Annotated in this window: 1 protein-coding gene (cut by a window edge); it reads right to left on the bottom strand. The window is 70.5% G+C overall.

Annotation, left to right across the window (positions count from 1 at the left end):
* Window positions 1-20,743, bottom strand: partial view of a non-ribosomal peptide synthase/polyketide synthase gene (locus Q9R39_RS03055; RefSeq protein WP_311277077.1) — the 5' portion only. It extends 19,418 nt beyond the left edge of the window; only the first 20,743 of its 40,161 coding nucleotides appear in the window; it begins with the start codon at window positions 20,741-20,743; its stop codon lies beyond the left edge, outside the window.
* Window positions 20,744-20,783: the final 40 nt, after the last annotated feature.

The following is a 20,783-nucleotide window of genomic DNA, read 5'->3' on the forward strand; positions in this document are numbered from 1 at the left end:
GGGCGGCAGCGGCCCCGCTGCCTGCGCCGAAGTAGTTGAACGAGATGGTCGGCAGCGGTCGTGACGCGAGTTCGGCGTCGGCTCCGGGCCCGTACCGCAACCAGCCGAACCCGATGCCGTTGTCCGGCTGGGCCAGTCGTTCCTCCTTGGCCGCCTTGACCGCGTGCACGACGTCCTCGCCCGGGTCGAGGGACACCGGGACCAGCGTGGTGAACCAGCCCACCGACCGGGACAGGTCGGCGCGGCGCGGCGACGGCCCGGTGGCGAGTACCTCTTCGTATCGCCCGTGCCCCTCGGTGAGGACCGTGACCGGTGCGGTGTCGGCGACCTCGCGATGGGTCTGCCACGACCGGACGGCGCGTGCGAACGCCCCCAGGAGAACGTCGTTGACGTTGCCCCCGAATGCCTCGGGCACCGAGGTCAGCACCGCCGCCGTGACGTCGGCGTCGATCTCGACGGAGACGAGGCGTTCGGTGGACATACGGTCTCGGTCCCGGTCCAGCTCGACGCCCAGCGAGGTGGGCCGGGCAGGCAGCCGGTTGAGCCAGTGGCCGACCTGTCCCGACCACGAATCAGTCCTCGCCGCAAGAGCATTGGTCCAGGCCAGGGCACTCGTCTGTTCCGCTCGCAGATCGATGTCGCGACCACTGGACAGCTGGGCCCAGCCGGTGACCAGGTCCTCGATCAGGACCGGCCACGACACGGCGTCGATGCCGAGGTGGTGGATCACGACGAGCACGCGTCCGGCGCTGTCGGGGTCCCGGACGATTGCGGCACGCGCGAGACGGCCGGTCGCCGGATCCAGCGTGGCCGAGATGGTCCGGAACGCGGCGCGCAGATCGGCGTCGAACCCGGCGGTGCCGATCGCCGCGGTGCTCGTGACGCCGATGACGGCCTCGGTTGCGTCGAAGCCGTTGCCCGCGACCGACTGCCAGCCGTCTTCGGTCTCGATCAGCGTCGCGGTGAGCATCGGATGCGCGGCGACGGCCGCGGCGAGCAGTTCGCTCATGCGGGCGAGGTCGAGGTCCTCCGGCGCCAGCAGCACGGCCGCCTGCACGAAGTCGGCGAAGTCGGCGGGATCCTGGGAATGCTCGATCATCCAGTGGACGACCGGCGACACCGTGACCTGACCGACGCCGGCCGGGTCGCCCTCCTCCAGCATCTCCAGGCGTGCGGCACCGCTGTCGGCCGTCGCGGCCATCGCCCGGATCGTGCGGAGTTCGAAGATCTCGCGCGGGGACAGGTCGAGACCGGCGGCCCGCGCCGCCGAGGCCAGCTGAATCGACATGATCGAGTCGCCACCCAGAGCGAAGAACGACTCGGTGACCGACACGCGGTCGACACCGATCAGGTGCGCGACGATTGCGGCCAGCGTTTCCTCGGTCGAGCTCGCCGGCGCCACATAGTCCTCGGTGTGCACGCCGAAGTCGGGCTCGGGCAACGCCTTCCGATCGATCTTTCCCGCGGTGTTGAGTTCCAGGAACGGAACCGTGACCCAGACCGTGGGTCGCATGTACTCCGGCAGCTCCGCCGCCACGGCCGCCTTGACCGAGTCGAGGTCGACGTCCTCCGGTGCCACGTAACCGACCAGATGGTCGGCGCCGGTCGGGGCCTTGGCGACCGTCACGGCGGTGTGCACGACGCCGTCGACGGCCGCGATCACCGACTCGATCTCGCCGAGTTCGATGCGCTGGCCACGCAACTTCACCTGGAAGTCGGTGCGGCCCAGGTATTCCAGCGAGCCGTCGGCCTGCCACCGCACCAGGTCGCCGGTGCGGTACAGCCGGGAGCCCGGCGCGCCGAAGGGGTCGGCGACGAAACGCTCGGCGGACAGGTCGGAGCGCGCTGCGTAACCGCGCGCCAGCTGTACGCCACCGAGGTAGAGCTCACCCGGGACACCGGCAGGCACCGGCCGCAGCCGGGCGTCGAGGACCCAGGTGGACGTGTTCGCCACCGGCACGCCGATCGGGATGAGCGCGGGCGCCGAGGTCACGTCCGCGACGGCGACCTCGACCGCCGCCTCGGTCGGACCGAAGAGGTTGACGATCTGCACCTGCGGCAGCAGGGCGTGCAGCCGGGCGACGACGGCCGGGGGCAGCGCCTCGCCGGACGCGAACACCCAACGGAGCGATGAGAACTCGGCGAACCGAGCATCCGGGACGAGGTCGAGGAAGATCGACATCATCGAGGGCACGAAGTGCACCGAGGTGGCCCGGGTCTCGACGATCAGGTCGGCCAGGTACTCCGGATCGGTGTGTCCGCCCGGACGGGCGACGACCATCGTCGCGCCGGTCAGAAGCGGGCCGAACAACTCCGGCACCGAGACGTCGAACGTGTACGGCGTCTTCTGCACGACGCGGTCGCCGACTGCCCAGGCGAACTCCCCGAGTCCCCATAAGAGGCGGTTCATCACGGCGGTATGCGACACCGTCACGCCCTTGGGGCGGCCGGTCGAACCGGAGGTGAAGAGCGTGTATGCGGCGTGGTCACCGCGTAACGGCGCCAGACGCTCGGCGTCGGCGACCGGCGCGGCTTCCGTCGGCGGCGTCGAGGTGTCCACCTCGACGACCTGCACGCGGTCGCCGAGGCCGTCGATCGCGGGCGGCCGGGTTCCCGCGGCCACCAGCACGATCCGCGCCTGGGCGGTGTCGACCATGTACTCGACGCGGTCGGTGGGCGCTCCGGGATCGATGGGGACGTATTGGCCACCGGCGGCGAGGACGGCGTGCACGGCGACGACCATCTCCACCGACCGGTCGATGCAGACACCGACGGCGACGTCCGGCCCCACTCCGGATCCGATCAGTACCCGCGCGAGATCGGCGACGCGGGAACCGAATTCACGGTAGGTGACCTCACGGTCGGCGAACCGCACCGCGATCTGTGCCGCGTGTGCGGCGACACCGTCGGCCACCGCCTCGGCGATCACCGACCGGCCGAAGGTCGCCGACTGCCCCACGGACCACTCGGCGACGCGCGCGCGGTCGTCGGCGGAGACCAGTGCGAGGTCGCCCACCGCACGGGATAGGCGCCCGGCGCCGGCGAGATCGCTCAGCACCGACACCAGCCGGGTCGCGAGTTCGGTCACCGTCTCGGGGTCGAACAGGTCCTGCGCGTAGATGACCGTGCCCGACCACGCGCGGCCGGGGACATCGGCCGCAACGGCGACGGCCAGGTCGAGTTGCGCCGAGACCTGTGGCGGGTCGACCGGCGTGATGGACAGTCCGGCGAGTTCGGGCACGTCGGCGGAACCGCCGCCGTCGACCGGCAGTACGGCCCCGGACAGCAGCGACTGGTCCATGGTCAGCATGACCTGGGCGAGCGGTGCGAACGCCTCGGAGCGGATCGGATCCAGATGTTCGACGAGGGTCTCGAACGGGATGTCGGCGTTGGTGAAGGCGTCGAGATCGGTGGCCCGGACCTGGGCCAGCAACTCGTCGACCGTCATGCCGGGCACCACGCGCGACCGCAGTACCAGGGTGTTGACGAACATGCCGACGAGCGGATCGAGCACCCGCGATCCGCGCCCCGCGACCGGTGTGGCGATCGCGATGTCGTCGGTGGCCGAGAGGCGCGCGAGGAGCACCGCGAGGGCCGCGTGCACGACCATGAACGGGGTGACACCGTGCGCACGAGCGGCGCCGGCCACCGCCTCGGCGACGTCGGCCGGGATCTCGAAGCCGATGCGGCCGCCCCGGGCGGTGGCGATCGCCGGGCGCGGGCGGTCGGCCGGAAGCTCCAGCACGTCGGGAAGGCCGGCCAGGCGGCCGGTCCAGTGGGCGAGCTGCCGGCCGAGGACGGACTCGGGGTCGTCGGCTGAACCGAGCTGCTCGTGCTGCCAGATCGCGAAGTCGGCGAACTGCACCTCGAGCGGGACGAACGTCGGGGTCTCCCCGGCGCTGCGCGCGACGTAGGCCGTCACCATGTCGGCGACCAGCGGCTGCAGCGACTCGCCGTCGGAGGCGATGTGATGGGTGACGAGGCCCAGGACGTGGGTGTCGGCGTCGATCTGCCACAGGCACGCGCGGACCGGCCACTGGGCGGCCACGTCGAAGCCGCGGGACACCTCGGCCTCGAAGTCGCCCTGGGTACGCACCTGCGAGAAATCGAGATGCGCGGGCATCTGGTCGGCATCGGCGATCACCTGGTGCGGACCCTCGGCGTCCTGCGGGAACGTCGTCCGCAGCACCTCGTGCCGTACCACCACATCGGCGATCGCCGCGCGCAGTGCCTCGACATCGAGCCGGCCCGACATCCGGACGACGGCCGGGATGTTGTAGGTGGGCAGGCTCGGATCGAACTGGTTGATGAACCACATGCGCTGCTGTGCGAACGACAGCGGGATGCGTTCGGGGCGAGGCGACACCGCGACGATCGGGGCGCGTCCGTGGGCGTGCCGCGACCCGGACGCGATCAAGTCGCGGACGTTCGGCGCATCGAAGAGGTCCCGGACCGTGATCTCGGTGCCGAGCACGTCGCCGACGCGCGCGGCCAGGCGCATCGCCGACAGCGAGTTGCCGCCGAGGTCGAAGAAGCTGTCGGTCACGCCCACCCGGTCGACACCGAGGACATCGGCGAAGACAGCGGCCACCGACTCCTCGACGGGGGTGGTGGGAGCGACTGTCTCGCCGCTGCCGAAGTGCGGCTGCGGCAGGGATTTCCGGTCGATCTTGCCCGAGCTGTTGAGGGCGATGTCGGGCAGCGGCATCCACACCGTGGGACGCATGTACTCCGGCAGTTCCCGGACCACGGCCGCCTTGACCGCGTCCGTGGACACGGTGTCGGGGGCGAAGTAGGCCACCAGATGCTGTCCCGAGCGAGGCGACTCGGCCACCGTCGCGGCGGCGTGGACCACGCCCGGTACGGACGCCAGAACCGTCTCGACCTCGCCGAGCTCGAGTCGCTGGCCGCGGAGCTTCACCTGGAAGTCCGTGCGGCCCAGGTATTCCAGCTGGCCACGCGCATTCCAGCGGACGAGGTCACCGGTCCGGTACATCCGGCCGCCCGGCGCGGCGTACGGATCGGCGACGAAGCGATCCGCAGTGAGATCGGGGCGCGACGCGTATCCCCGCGCCAGCTGGACACCCGACAGGTACAGCTCACCGGGGACGCCGACCGGCACCCGGTGCAGGCGCGAATCCAAAACTCGTACAGCAGTATTGGGCACGGGGACGCCGATCGGCACCGACGTCTCCCCCGCCCGCACCTGATGAGCGGTCACGTCCACCGCCGCCTCGGTCGGACCGTACAGATTGTGGACCTCGTTGCCCGGCAACGCCGCCACCAACGCCTGCGCCACCGGCGCGGTCAACGCCTCACCCGAGGTGAACGTCAACCGCAACGACGACAGCTCACCCACCCGATCGCCCAGGACATCCAGGAACACCGACAACATCGACGGCACGAAATGGATGACCGACACCCGCTCAGCCGTGATCAACTCCGCCAGATACCGCGGATCACCATGCCGCTCCGGTTCGGCCACCACCAACGTCGCCCCCACCGCGAACGGCAGGAACAACTCCCACACCGACACATCAAACGTCACCGGGGTCTTCTGCACGAAGACATCCGAGTCCTTGATCGAATACCAGTCCCGCATCCACTCCAGACGGTTCACGATCGCCGCATGCGACACCGTCACACCCTTCGGCCGACCCGTCGACCCCGACGTGAACAACGTGTACGCCGCATCGGCGGGCTGCAGGGGCGCGAGCCGTTCGTCGTCGGTGACCGGTGCGGTGGCGAGATCGACCTCGGCGGTCGCGTCGACCACGACAACCGAGACCGATTCACCCAATCCCGCAATTGATTCCGGCACAGGACCGGCCGCGACCAGGACGTGACGCACACCCGCGGTCTCGACCATGTAGGCCGCGCGATCGCGGGGCGCGGTCGGATCGACGGGTACGTAGTGCCCGCCCGCGGCGACGACGGCGTGGATGGCCACCATCATCTCGATTGAACGCGGAAGGCACACGGCGACTGCGCTTCCGGGCCGCACGCCGGAGGCGAGCAGGGTTCGGGCGAGGGTCCACACCTGAGCACCGAACTCCCCGTACCGCACCGACCGGCCGCCGAACGACAGCGCTCGCGCGCCCGGGTTCTCCGCGACCCGGGCGACGAGGGCGTCGGGCAGGGTGACAGCGGGAACGTCGGACTCGGCGCCCGACTCGGCGCTCTCGATCTGTGCGTGCGCGGCATCGTCGAGCAGGGTGGTGTCACCCACCGGGGCGGCGGGAGACGTGACGAGTCGGCGCAGCACCTCGACGAAGCGCGCGCCGAATTCGGCGATCGTCGGTTCGTCGAACAGATCGGTCGCGTAGATCAGCGAGACGTCCCACGCGGCGTCCGATGTCGCGGTCACGGTGACCGTCATGTCCATCTGGGCGGCGACCGAGTCCCGCTCGACCGGCGCGATCCCCAGTTCGGTCACCGTGTCGACGACCGCACCGGCCGTCATCGCCGGATCGAACGACAGCATCACCTGGGCGAGCGGCGAGAATGCCTCCGAGCGAACCGGATTGACTCGCTCCACCAGGGCCTCGAACGGCACGTCGGCGTGCGCGAACGCATCCAGGTCGGTAGCGCGGACCGCGGCGAGCAACTCGTCGAAACTCATGCCCGGCCGTACCTCGGAGCGGAGGACGAGGGTGTTGACGAACATGCCGACGAGTGGGTCGAGGGCACGCTGCCCACGTCCCGCGATCGGGGTGGCGACCGCGATGTCCTCGGTGGCCGACAGCCGGGCGAGGACGACCGCGAGGGCGGCGTGGACCACCATGAAGGAGGTCATCCCCCGCTCGGCGCGCAGGGCGTCGATGGCCGCGGCGACGTCTGCGGGGATCTGCAGGCTGTGGTGTGCACCGTGGTTGGACGCCACCGCCGGACGGGGACGATCCGCCGGGAGTTCGAGGACCTCCGGCAGTCCGGCGAGCTGGGCCGTCCAGTACCCGAGCTGGCGACCGATGATCGAGTCCGGGTCATCGGGGTCGCCGAGGACGTCGTGCTGCCAGATCGCGTAGTCGGCGAACTGCACCGCCAGCGGGCCGAACTCCGGCTCGGACCCCCGGCTGCGCGCCTGGTACGAGGTGACGACGTCGGAGACCAGCGGCGCCAGCGACTCACCGTCTGCACCGATGTGGTGGAGGATGATCGCGAGTACCGCCTCGGTGTCGTCGACTCGCCACAGTCGGGCCCGCAGTGGCCACTGGGCGGTGACGTCGAATCCGGTTCCCGCGGCGAGTTCGAGCTCGTCGGCGGAGTCCACCAGCGCCCAGTCGAGTCGCGTATCGACCTCGCCGGTGGGGTGGATCAGCTGATACGGCTCGCCGGCGTCGTCGGGGAAGGTCGTGCGGAGCACCTCGTGCCGCTCCACCGCGTCGACGATGGCGGCGCGGAGCGCGTGGGTGTCGAGCGGACCCGTCAGGCGCAGTACCGCCGGGATGTTGTAGGCGACCGAGTCGGGCTGGAACCGGTTGATGAACCAGATCCGGCGCTGCGCGAACGACAGCGGGATCCGGTCCGGGCGCGGCGACACCGCCACCACGGGTGGCAGATTCGCGCCGCGTCCGGCGACTGCCTCGACGAGGTCGCGGACGGACGGCGCCTCGAACACGTCCCGCACCGAGACCTCGGTACCGAGTGCATCGGCGACGCGCGAGGCGAGGCGGGTCGCGGACAGCGAATTACCACCGAGGTCGAAGAAGCTTGTCGTGACACCGATCTCGTCGACTCCGAGCACCTCGGCGAAGACCTGCGCGACCGCGGTCTCCTGCGGGCCGGTGGGCGCGACGATCTCCTCGACCACGGTGGCCGAGTCGGGTACCGGAAGGGCGTCGCGGTCGAGTTTGCCGTTCGCGGTGAGCGGCAGGGTGTCGACGTCGATGATCTGGTCCGGGACCATGTACGACGGCACCGCGCGGCCGGCGATGCGCCGGACCTCGGTCGCGTCGACCGCGTCCTGCGCGTCGCGAACCAGGTAACCGATGAGTTGCTCACCGCGACCGGGGATGTCGACGACACGCGCCGCGGCCGCGCTCACACCCGGGACTGCCAGGAGTGCCGCCTCGATCTCACCGAACTCGATCCGATAGCCGCGCAACTGCACCTGTGCATCGCCGCGGCCGAGGTACTCGATGTCGTCGCCCACGCGACGGGCGAGGTCGCCGGTGCGGTACATGCGGGTTCCGGGCTCGCCGTAGGGTGACGCGACGAAACGCGTCGACGACAGCCCGGCGCGTTTCAAGTAGCCCTGCGCCAGTTGCCCACCGGTGACGTACATCTCGCCCACGATGCCCTCGGGGACCGGCCGCAGCCGGGTGTCGAGCACGTGGATGGCCAGCGACGACAGCGGACGACCGATGAAGCTCGCGTCGTCGGCCGCCACCGATTGCGGGTCGAGCGGCCGGAAACTGACGTGCACGGTCGTCTCGGTGATGCCGTACATGTTGACCAGCGTCGTGGTCTCGTCCGGATGATCGTCGAACCAGCGCCGCACCTGCTCGAAGCTGAGTGCCTCGCCGCCGAACACGATGTAGCGCAACGACAGCGGGGTGTCGCGGCGTCGGCGGGTCTCGGCGAGCTGGTAGAACGCCGACGGCGTCTGGCTCAGCACGGTGACCCGTTCGCGGGCGAGCAGGTCGAGGAACTCCTCCGGCGCCCGCGCCAGGTCCCGGTCGACCAGGACCAAGCGGCCACCGGTCAGCAGCGGTCCCCACAGCTCCCAGACCGAGAAGTCGAACGCGTACGAGTGGAACATCGTCCACACGTCCGTCTCGTCGATGTCGAAATCACCTGCGGCGGTGTCCATCAGGGTCACCACGTCGCGGTGGGTGACCTCGACACCCTTGGGCCGGCCCGTGGAACCCGACGTGTAGATCACGTAGGCACGCGAATCGGGATGAACTGTAACCGGTTCCGGACTCGCAGCGGCACCCTCGGCGACCAGCTGCGCGACCGACACCACCGGCGTGGTGCCCAACTGGGACAACAGTTCGAAGTCCGCGGTCGTGTCGTCGATGATCACCGCGCTCGGCGCGGCATCGGAGACGATGAAGCGCAGACGGTCGACGGGATTGGTGGTGTCCAGCGGCAGATAGCCCGCGCCGGAACGCAACACACCCAGGATCGAGGAGACGAGATCGACACCGCGGGAGGTCGCCACGGCGACGAGATCGCCGGTGGACACCCCACGCGCGTGCAGGGCCGCGGCGACCGCGGCGGAACGCTCGTCGATCTCGCGGTAGTCGAGTGTGGACGTGGTGTCGGTGACCGCCGGACGATCGGCGTGGGTGCGCGCTGCCCGCGCGAACAACTCGGCGAGCGAGACGTCGGTGTTGCGGGTCCGGGTCACCGGCGGCTTGAGCTCGCTGCGGTACTCGGCGTCGTCGAGCAGGGAGATGGCCCCGACCTCGGTTGCCGGGTCGGCGACGAGGGTAGTGAGGATGCGGATCAACGCATCCGAGTACACCTGCACCTGCCGCTCGTCGAAGGAGGCGGGCAGATACTTCAGTTTCAGCTCGATCTGGTCGCCGACCACGCCGGTCACCAGGTTGAGCGGGTAGTGGGTCGAGTCGGTGGCGTCGAGATCCTCGATCCCGATGCCGCCGGCGTCGGCCCCCTGCTTCAGGGACTGGGCGTCGACCGGGTAGGACTCGTGCACCGCGAGGGTGTCGAACAGCTGTCCGCGACCGACGAGTGCGGTCAGCTCGGGCAGTCCGAGGTGCTGGTGGTCGAGCACCGCGACCTTCGAAGCCTGCAGCGCGTCCAGGACGTCGGCGGCGCGGGCGCCCGGGTCGACGTCCGCGACCGCGGGCAGGGTGTTGATGAAGAGGCCGACCATCGTCTCGACGCCGTCCAGATCGGCCGGACGTCCGGAGACCGTCTCGCCGAAGACGACCGTGCGCTGACCGGTGATGCGCGAGAGCAGCACCGCCCAGGCGAACTGCATCACCGTCGAGACGGTGACTCCCCGTGCGCGCGTGAGGTCTTCGACGGCGGAGGTGATCTCGGCCGGGAGCAGCACGCTGTGATCGCGCGGAAGCTGATCGGAGGTCGCCTCGCGGCCGGAGCCGACGAGGGTCGGCTCGTCGACGGCGGACAGCACCGACCGCCAGGCCGCCAGTCCCGCTTCGGTGTCGGAGGCGGCGATGTACCGCAGGTAGTCGAAGTAGTCTCCCCGAGCCCCGGATTCGGCGGCGACGGTGCCGGTGTAGGTCTGACCGGTGGCGTACAGCGCGAATAGGTCGGCCATGATCAGCGGGCTCGACCAGCCGTCGATCAGGATGTGGTGGCTGGTGACGACCAACGTCGAGCGCGTGCCACTGCGGACGAGGACGAACCGCATGAGCGGGCCGGACTCGAGGTCGAACGGCGTCGCGCGTTCGACCTGCGCGACTGCGGCGATCGCATCGTCGCCGCTGTTGGCATCCACTGTTCGCCAGGGGATCTCGATGTTCTCCGGAACCACCGCGACGACCTCGCCGCTGGGTACCCGGACGAAACTGGAGCGCAGTACCCGATGGCGGGCGAAGACCGCGCGCACGGCCTCGGCGAGACGGGTGGCGTCGACCTCGCCCTTGAGCGTGAGAACCGCCTGCGCGGTGTAGACGTCGACCGCCCCGGCTTCGCGGCCCGCCGCGGCGAGTTCGGCCTGGAACTGCAGGCCGCGCTGCAACGGCGACAGCGGCCACACGTCTGCGCCCGGATACCGCCGGGCCAGGTGATCGAGATCGTCCTGGGTGACGCGCGCACCGAGGACATCCGACGGGGAGAGTCCCGGATCGCCGACGCGGGCGATCTCGTCGACGATGGTCGCGAGCTCGGCGTCCCAACGCCGCGCGAGGTCGTCGACCGCCTCGGTGTCGATCGCACCGCGCGGGAAGGTGAATCCCGCGACGAACTCGCGACCGCTGTCGCCGATCGCGGTTCCCGCGTTGATGCTCAGCAGGTTCGGCACGACCATGGCGCCGGTGACCGTGCCGGGCAGTCGCGGTGCGGCGGGGTCGGGCAGGAACGGCATGCCCGCCTCGCCCACGGCCGAGGCGTTCTCGCCGCCGGCCCCGGTCCCCGTGACGTTGCCGAGGTAGTTGAATCCGATGCTCGGCAACGGCCGCCGGGACAGCTCGGTGTCGCCATAGCGGAGGAGCCCGTAACCGATCCCGTTGTCGGGCTGGCCGACCCGCTCCTCCTTGGCGAGCTTGACCGTGTGCACGGCATCGCCGCGCACGTCGACGGCCATCGGCGCGATGGTCGTGAACCACCCGACGGTCCGGGACAGATCCACGGTCCGCGGATCGGTTCCGCGTAGCAGCGCTTCCTCGTATCGGCCGTGCCCCTCGAGCAGGATGGTCACCGGCCGGTCGTCGGCGATGCCCCGGGCCTGCTGCCACGACCGGACGGCGCGCGCCAGAGCAGCCACGAGAGCGTCGTTGACGTTGCCGCGGAAGGCGGTCGGCACCGAGGTCAGCAGCGCCTCGGTCACCGACGAGCCGACCGTGTGCACCACGGTCTCGGTGGTCGACATGCGGTCACGCGCGCGGTCGACCTCTGCCCCGAGGTCGGTGACCCGTTCCGGCGACCGTTCGAGCCAGTAGCGCAGCTCGTCGGATCGCCCGGCCCGCTGGGCATCGAGCGCGGCGGTGAAGGCGCGCGCCGAGGTGACCTCCGGTCGCAGCGAATACGCATGGCCGCCTTGATGTTGCGCCCACGCGGTCAGCAGGTCCTCGATGATGACCCGCCACGAGACGGCGTCGACGCCCAGGTGGTGGATCACGACGACGAGCCGTGCGGCGGCGTCGGGGTCGGTGACCAGGACGGCCGCGACGAGTTGCCCGGTGGTCGGGTCGAGACGCCGCGAGGCGTCCTCGAAGGCCGCGACGACGGTGTCGGAGAAGCCGGGGTCGGCGGTCCGTACCGGACTCGCGAGGGCGGTGACGGCGCCGGGATGCAGTGGCGCGACGCCGGTGCGCATGCGCCATTCGCCGTCGGACTGCCCGGGTTCGACCGCCGCGCTGAGCATGGGATGTACGGACACGACCTGCGCGAGGAGTTCCTGCGCGATCTCGACGGTGAGTCCGGCCGGCGCGGTCAGCACCATGGACTGGGAGAAATCGGCGAAGTCGGTGACCTCGTCGGTCTGATCGAGGATCCACGAGACCACCGGCGGCACGGCCATCGGGCCGATCCCGCCGCCCGCGGGTTCCTCGAGGGCGGGCACCCGCTCGCCACGGGCGCCGACGGCGCGGGCGATCGCACGAACGGTCTTGTGCTCGAAGATGTCTCGAGGCGACACATCGATCCCGGCGGCCCGCGCCGCCGAAGCGACCTGGATGGACATGATGGAATCGCCGCCGAGGACGAAGAAGGAGTCGGTGACGCTGACGCGTTCGAGACCCAGGAGTCCGGCGATGATCGTGGCGAGCTGCTGCTCGACCGGCGTCTCGGCGTCGACGTGATCGGAGTCGACCTCGATGGTCGGCGCGGGGAGTGCCCGACGATCGAGCTTGCCCACCGGGGTCAGCGGCAGTGCGTCGAGCACGACGATCCCGGCCGGCACCATGAACAACGGCAACCGGTCGGCGAGGTGCTCGCGCAGCGTGGCGATGTCGACTGCGTCGCGCAACACCACATAGGCGGCGAGCGCCGCGACGACCGACTGTCCACTCGCGGCGAGCCCGCCGTCGGAGTCGACGCCGACGACGACCGCGGAGGCCACCGCGGGGTGATCGCCGAGCGCACTCTCGATCTCGCCGAGTTCGATACGCAGACCGCGAAGCTTGATCTGGTCGTCGCTACGACCGACATAGTCCACCGAGAGCGACCCGTCGCGGTCACGGGCCCAGCGGACGATGTCCCCGGTGCGATAGATCCGGTCGCCCGGCGCGCCGAAGGGGTTGGCGACGAAGCGCTCCGCGGTCAGACCGCGGCGCTCGAGGTAGCCGCGCGCAAGGGCCGGGCCGCTCACGTACAGTTCGCCCGCCACCCCGACCGGAACTGGGCGGAGCCGGGAGTCGAGCACCAGCAGGTCGACGCCGCCGATCGGCGGTCCGACGAGGACCGGTTCCTCGACCCGCATGGGCGGGCCGATCGCGACACCGATCGTGGTCTCGGTGGGTCCGTAGAGGTTCTGGAAGCCCACCAGCGGTGCCCAGCGGTCACGCAAGGTGTCCGGGACCGCCTCACCGCCCGCGTAGACGGTGTGCAGATCCGGGAGGTCGGCCGGATCGAGGGAGGCGAGCACTGTCGGGGTGAGGAATGTATGGGTCACGCGGTGCTCGCGCATGAAGTCCGCGAGCGGTGCACCGGCCACCGCGTCGCGGTGCCGGTACACGACGGAGGCACCCACGGTGAAGGCGAGCAGGTACTCGAGTACGAAGGCGTCGAAACTGGGTGAGGCGAAACCCAGGACGCGTGAGTCCGGGGTGATTCCGGATTTTTCCGCGGCCTCGACGCCGAAGTTGCGCAGGCCGCCCGCGGTGACCTCGACGCCCTTGGGCGTACCGGTCGATCCGGACGTGTAGATCACGTAGGCCGTGTCGTCGGCCCCGACCGCGCTCGGCCGGTCGGCGTCGGTCACAGGCGAATCACTGGTCGCCGCAACGGCTTCGATGAGCTCCGGCGAGTCCAGTTCCAGCCACTCGCCGCCGGGCATCCCGGGCCCGGCCACGTCGCCGAGCGTGAGCCCGAGCCGCGCACCGGAATCGGTGATCATGTGCGACACGCGATCCGCCGGGTAATCCGGGTCGATCGGTACGTACCCGGCCCCGGTCTTGGCCACCGCCCAGATCGCGACCATCAGTTCCGCCGACCGTGGGATGAGCAGCGCGACCAGGGTGCCGCGGCCGATGCCGCGATCCAGCAGGTGACGAGCCAGCCGGTTCGACGCGGCATCGAGCTCGCCGTACGTCAATGACCGCTCGGGGTCGACGACCGCGGTCCGGTCCGCTCCGCCGCGCCGGACCGCGGCGGCGAACAGCTCGGCCAGCGGCACGGCCGGTGTCGCGGGCTGACTGCCCACGGGGGTCAGCAGCTCGCGCTCGTCGGTGTCGAACAGGTCGGCGTCACCCACCGGCACGGTCGCGTCGGTGACCAGCTCGTGCAGCAACCGCGCGAATCGATCCATCATCCGCGCGACCGTCGCCTCGTCGAACAGGTCCGTGGCGTAGTTGACCCGGCCGATCCAGGACCCGGCGCGACCCCCGCGGAGTCCGACCGTCAGGTCCACCTTGGCCGAGTTCTCCTCGGTCTCCACCACTTCCACCGCGAGCTCGTCGATGTCGGCGACGAGAGTGGACGGATCCGCGGGAGTGGGGTCGACGGTCAGCAGGATCTGCGTCAGCGGCGCGAAGGCCTCCGAACGCGACGGCGCGAGTGCGTCCACGACCGCCTCGAAGGGGGCATCGGCGTGGGCGAAGGCGTCGAGATCGGTGACCCGCACGGCGTCGAGAAGGTCGGCGAACCGCTGCGCCGGGTCGACCACGGTGCGCAGCACGAGCGTGTTCACGAACATGCCGACCAGCGGATCCAGCGCGGCGTCGCCGCGTCCGGCGATCGGGGTGCCGATGGCGATGTCGTCGGTGGCCGAGAGTCGCGACAGCAGCACCGCCAGTGCCGCATGGATGACCATGAATTCGGTGACGCCACGCTCGGTGGCGAGATTTCGGACGAGATCTGCTGTCGCCGAGTCGATCTCGAAACCGACTTCGGCGCCGGCCATCGACGCGACCTTCGGACGCGGACGGTCGGCGGGGAGTTCGAGCACCTCGGGAAGCCCGGCCAGCGCGGTGCGCCAGTAGTCGACCTGCGCCGAGACCCGCGAATCCGGGTCGTCGATCGAACCGAGCTCACGACGTTGCCAGAGCGCGACGTCGGCGAACTGCACCTCCAGCTCGGCGAAGTCGGGCGAACGACCCTGCGAGCGCGCGACATACGCGGTCACCACGTCGGTGACGAGCGGGCGCATCGATTCGCCGTCGCCGGCGATGTGGTGGATCACGATGAGGACGATGTGCTCGAGGTCGTCGACGCGATGCACGCGGATGCGGATCGGTCGCTGCACGGCGACGTCGAAACCCGCACCGGCGGCGGCGAACAGGTCGGATTCCTCGGCGACGACAGCCCAGTCGAGTTCGGCGCCCACACCGGTCGCGTCCCCGATGACCTGTCGCGGTGCGCCGTCGATCGACGGGAACACCGTGCGGAGCACTTCCTGACGCTCGACGACGTCGACCATCGCGGCACGCAGCGCGGCCAGGTCGAGCTTGCCACGCAGGCGCAGGGCGATCGGGATGTTGTAGGCCGCCGAGCTGGTGTCGAACTGGTTGATGAACCAGATACGTTGCTGCGCATAGGACAGCGGGATCTCATCCGGGCGCGGGCGCACCGCGGTGACCGGCGGAAGGCCGGGTACGCGGTCGGCGACGCGCTGCGCTAGCTCACGCACGCTCGGTGCGTCGAAGAGGTCGCGGACGCTGACCTCGACGCCGAGCGCCGCACCGGCGCGGGCCGCAACCCGCATCGCGGCCAGGGAGTTGCCGCCGAGATCGAAGAAGGAGTCGACGACCGACACCCGCTCGACCCCGAGAACCTCGGCGACGACAGCGGCCAGGGCCTGCTCGGTCGGCGTCGTCGGCTCGACGATCTCGGACTCGGACACGGTGGGCGCCGGCAGCGCGCGCCGGTCGACCTTGCCGGAGGCGTTACGGGGCATCTCGTCGAGCACGACCCACAGCGTCGGGCGCAGGTGGGTGAGCAACCGTTCCGCGGCGAAGGCGCGGACCGTGTCGACGTCCACGGTGTCGCCGGGATGGCCCGTCAGGTAGGCGACGAGCGCATCGCCCGCGGAGGTGGTGGTCACCGCGGCAGCAGCGGCGACCACGCCCGGCGCGGCGGACAGGACTGCCTCGGTCTCGCCGAGTTCGATGCGCTGTCCGTGGATCTTGACCTGGAAGTCGGCGCGGCCGAGATACTCGAGTTCACCGTCGGCGCGCCAGCGTGCGAGGTCGCCGGTCCGGTACAACCGCGAGCCCGCCGGCCCGGCCGGGTCGGCGACGAACGCCTGGGCGGTCAGCGCCGGCGCGCCGGCATACCCGCGGGCCATCTGCGCGCCACCCAGGTACAGCTCGCCGGGGACGCCGGGCGGCACCGGGCGGAGGCGGTTGTCGAGGACCCGGGCCGTCACGCCCGGTGCCGGGCGGCCGATGGTGACGACCTCGACCGGTTCGACCAGGGGCCGGATCGTCGCGTCCACCGTCATCTCGGTCGGACCGTACTGGTTGACGACCACCGCGTGCGGGGCGGCCGCGAGCGTCTGCTGCGTCACCGCGGGGGTGAGTGACTCACCGCCGGTGAAGATCTGACGCACCGAGGACAGACCGGTGGCGGGATCGAAGCTCTCGTCGAGGAACACCGCGAGCAGTGACGGCACGAACTGCACGGAGGTGACCCGCTCGTCGGCGATGACCCGGGCGAGATGCGCCGGATCACGGTGGCCGTCGGGTGCTGCGACCACGGCGGTGGCGCCCGCGACGAACGGCCAGAACAGCTCCCAGACCGAGGCGTCGAAGGTGTAGGGGGTCTTCACCAGCACCCGTTCGTCCGCCGGGTCACCGGTGTAGGCCCCGAACCAGGACAGCATGTCGTGCAGGCCCCGGTGGGTGACCGTCACACCCTTGGGTTGTCCGGTCGAACCCGAGGTGAACAGCGTGTACACCGGGTGCTGTGCGCGCAGCGCCACCGGACGATCCGCGGGGGTGACGGGAGCGGACGCAGCGGTCGCGAGCGTGTCGAGATCGACGGTGACGAAGGTCTCCGGAACGGCGGACGCGGCCTCGGCCCAACTCGGACGTGCGCCGGCGACGACCACCGTCGACGCACCGGACAGCGCCAGTTGCCGGCGGACGACCTCGGCCGGCGCCTCCGGGTCGATCGGCACGTAGGTTCCGCCGGCGAGCACGATCCCGTGGATCGCGACGAGCATCTCGACCGACCGCGGAACGGCAACCGCGACCGCCACATCCGGCCCGACACCCTGCTCGAGCAGTCGTCGTGCGAACGCGTGGACCAGCGCACCGTACTCGGCATGGTCGTAGGTGCGCCCGCCCGCGCGAACGGCGGGGCGGGACGCGTTGCGGGCGAACGAGTCCGCCAGCGCATCCGCGACCGTGACGACCTGGCCGGGACCGGCGTCGCTGTCAGCCGCACCGACCCATCGTTCGATCGCCTCGTGCTCGGCCGAGGTCATCAGCTCGGCGTCGCCGACAGGCGCACCCGGGTCCGCGGTCAGTGCGTCGAGAAGGCGGACGAACCGATCGGCGAAGAGGCGCACCGATTCGGCGTCGTACAGGTCGGTCGCATAGAGCACCGAGCCCTGCCAGTTGTCGCCGTTGTCGGCGATGCCGACGGTCAGGTCGACGCGCGCGGAGAGTTCGTCCGGTTCGGCCGGGGTCACGGCCAGGCCGCCGGCCTCGCCGATCGTCAGCGTCTGCGAGGCCAGGTCGGCGATGGCCGACTGGTCGAAGGCGAGCCACACCTGCGCGAGGGGCGCGTAGGCCTCGGTGCGCAGCGGGTTCACCCGTTCGACGACCGCCTCGAAGGGGATGTCCGCGTTCGCGAAGGCCTCGAGATCGGTGCGGCGGACGTCGTCGAGCAGTTGACCGAAGCCGGCCGAGGAGTCGACTCCGGTCCGGAGGACCAACGTGTTGACGAACATCCCGACCATCGGGTCGAGGATCGACTGGCCACGACCGGCGATCGGCGTACCGACGGTGATGTCCTCGGTCGCCGACAGACGCGACAGCAGGACCGCGAGCGCCGCATGCGCGACCATGAACGGGGTCAGCCCGCGATCGCGGGCCAGGCGCGCAACGCGCTCCGAGACCTCCTGCGGCACACCGAATTCGACGCGTGCACCGCGCTGTGAGGCCACGGCCGGACGTGGGCGGTCGGTGGGCAGCTCGAGCACGTCGGGCGCGCCGTCGAGTTGCCGCGCCCAGTACTGGAGCTGCGCCCCGATGAGCGAGGAGTCGTCGGTGGCGGCGCCGAACACCCGACGCTGCCACAGGGCGACGTCGGCCATCTGGACCGGCAGCGGCCGGAAGTCGGGCGCGTTCCCGGCCACCCGTGCGGTGTACGCGGTGATCAGGTCGGTCACCAGCGGCGCCAGGGATTCGCCGTCGCACGAGATGTGGTGCACCACCATCCCGAGGACCGCCTCGGTGTCCGAGATCCGGGAGAACCCGACGCGCACCGGCAGTTCCGCGACCAGGTCGAACCCGCCGAGCATCACCTGCGGCAGTGCCGATTCCGGCACCTCGCGCCAGTCGAGCATCGCAGCCGCCGCCGACGGCTCGTGGACGAGCTGATAGGCGTCGCCGTCGGCTTCGGGATAGGTGGTCCGCAGGACCTCGTGGCGCGTCATGACGTCGAGCAACGCCGCACGCAGCGCGTCGGCGTCCACGTCGCCCGACAACCGCAGGACCATCGGGATGTTGTAGGCGGGCGAGGCCGGGTCGAACCGGTTGATGAACCACATGCGCTGCTGTGCGAGCGACAGCGGGATGCGGTCCGGACGGACGGCGACGGGCTCGATCGGCGGCAACCCCGGGCGCTTCGACGCCGCGGCCAGTGCGAGGTCGCGAACCGTCGGGGCGTCGAAGAGGTCACGGACGGTGAGGTCGACGCCGAGCGTCTCCGCGGCGCGGCCGACGATGCGGGCGGCCAGCAGCGAGTTGCCACCGACGTCGAACACCGACTCGACGACACTGATGTCCTCGAGACCCAGTACCTCCGCGAAGATGTCCCGCAGGGCTGCCTCGGTGTCGTTCTCGGGCGCGACGAACTCGGTCGTCGACGCCAGCACCGGCCGCGGCAGTGCGCCGCGATCGAGTTTGCCGTTCTGGGTCAGCGGCAGCCGCTCGACCGCCATGACGACGTCGGGGACCATGTATTCCGGCACCGTGGTCGCGACTCGGCGGCGGACGAGTTGTTCGTCGAGTTCGACGCCCGGCTCGGGAACCACGTAGGCGGCGAGGATCTCGCCACGGTCGGGCAGGTCCACGACGTTGGCCGCACCCGCCGAGATCCCGTCGAGGCCCAGCAGCGCGGCCTCGATCTCGCCGTATTCGATGCGGAAGCCGCGGAGCTGGACCTGGGCGTCGCCCCGACCGAGGTACTCGATGTCGTCGCCGACGCGGCGCGCCAGATCGCCGGTCCGGTACATGCGGTCACCGGAACCGTTGGCCGCGAACGGGTTCGCGACGAAACGCGTGGCGCTCAGACCGGCCCGCCGCAGATAACCTTGCGCGAGTTGCGTTCCGGTGACGTACATCTCGCCGATGACGCCCTCGGGCACCGGCCGCAACCGCGAATCGAGGATGTGGATGTCCAGCGACGACAGCGGCCGTCCGATGAACGACGCGTCCCCCGCCGACACCGCGTCGCGGTCCAGGGCGCGGTAGCTGACATGCACCGTGGTCTCGGTGATGCCGTACATGTTGACCAGTTGCGCCGGATCGGCCGGGTTGTCGTCGAACCAGCGCCGGACCTGCTCGAAACTCAGCGCCTCGCCACCGAACACGATGTAGCGCAACGCAAGTGCGGCCTGCTTCTGCCGCTGGGCGGTGATGAGCTGGTAGAAGGCCGACGGCGTCTGGCTCAGCACCGTGACCCGCTCGGTCTCGAGCAGCTCGACGAAGGCGTCCGGATCGCGCGTGGTGTCTTGGTCGACCACGACGACGCGCCCGCCGGTGACCAGCGGTCCCCAGATCTCCCAGACCGAGAAGTCGAATGCGTAGGAGTGGAACAGCGTCCACACGTCGTCCGGACCGAACGAGAACTCCTCCGCCGCGGCTTTCATCAGCGCGACGACCTCGTGATGCGAGACGACGACGCCCTTCGGCCGGCCCGTCGAACCAGATGTGTAGATCAGGTAGGCCGGCAGCCGCTCGTCGAGGGGTTCCTCTGCTCTCTGAGGAGACCGTGAGCTCGCGAAGGGGCGTGCCGCCTCTGCTCCCCCGGCCGTCAGATCCTCGGGCGCCGCGAACCGCACGTCGATGACGTCCCACGCCGCGGCGAGTTCCGCGTCGGCGAGCACCAACAGCGGTGCGGCGTCGTCGACGATCGACTGCGCGCGCGCGACCGGCTGGGAGCGGTCGAGAGGAAGGTATGCGGCCCCGGTCTTGAGGACGGCGAGCAGGGCCACGATCAGCTCGGCACGGCGCGCGAGCGCGACGCCGACGAGGCCGCCCGGACCTGCGCCGATGGCGCGGAGTGCGCCGGCCAGCACCTCGGAACGCTCGTCGAGCTCGCGATAGGACAGTACGGTGCCGGCCGCGTCGCTGACCGCGGGCCGGTCGGCGTGGCGGGCAACGGCGGAACGGAGGAGCCCGGGCAGTGAGCCGAGGTCGGTGCTGCCGATCAGCTCGAGGGCCCGCTCTCGGATCAGCGCGATCGCGCGCCGGGTGGCGTCGGCGATCTCCGCGGGCGCGCGACCGGCCGCGGCCTCGGTCTGGGTGACCCCGGCGCCGACCGCCGCCTCGGTGTCGAGCCCCTGTGCGATGAAGATCTGGGCCGTTGCCGAGACGCGTGCGTACAGCTCACCGAAGGTGACCGGACCGGACACCGCCTCGTAGGCGGTCTCGGAGGGTGCGACGCCGGCCGAGAAGGCGATCAGGTGCAATGTCGAAGGCCGCGAGCCCCAGGTGAGAGAGATGTTGGAGGCCGTTGAATCGACATCGGTCACGTCTGAGTCATTCCTTTGGTCGACTGCACTGCTTCGTTCC

Origin of the sequence: Gordonia sp. AC31 (assembly GCF_031844505.1) — a bacterium.
Lineage (GTDB): Bacteria > Actinomycetota > Actinomycetes > Mycobacteriales > Mycobacteriaceae > Gordonia > Gordonia hongkongensis.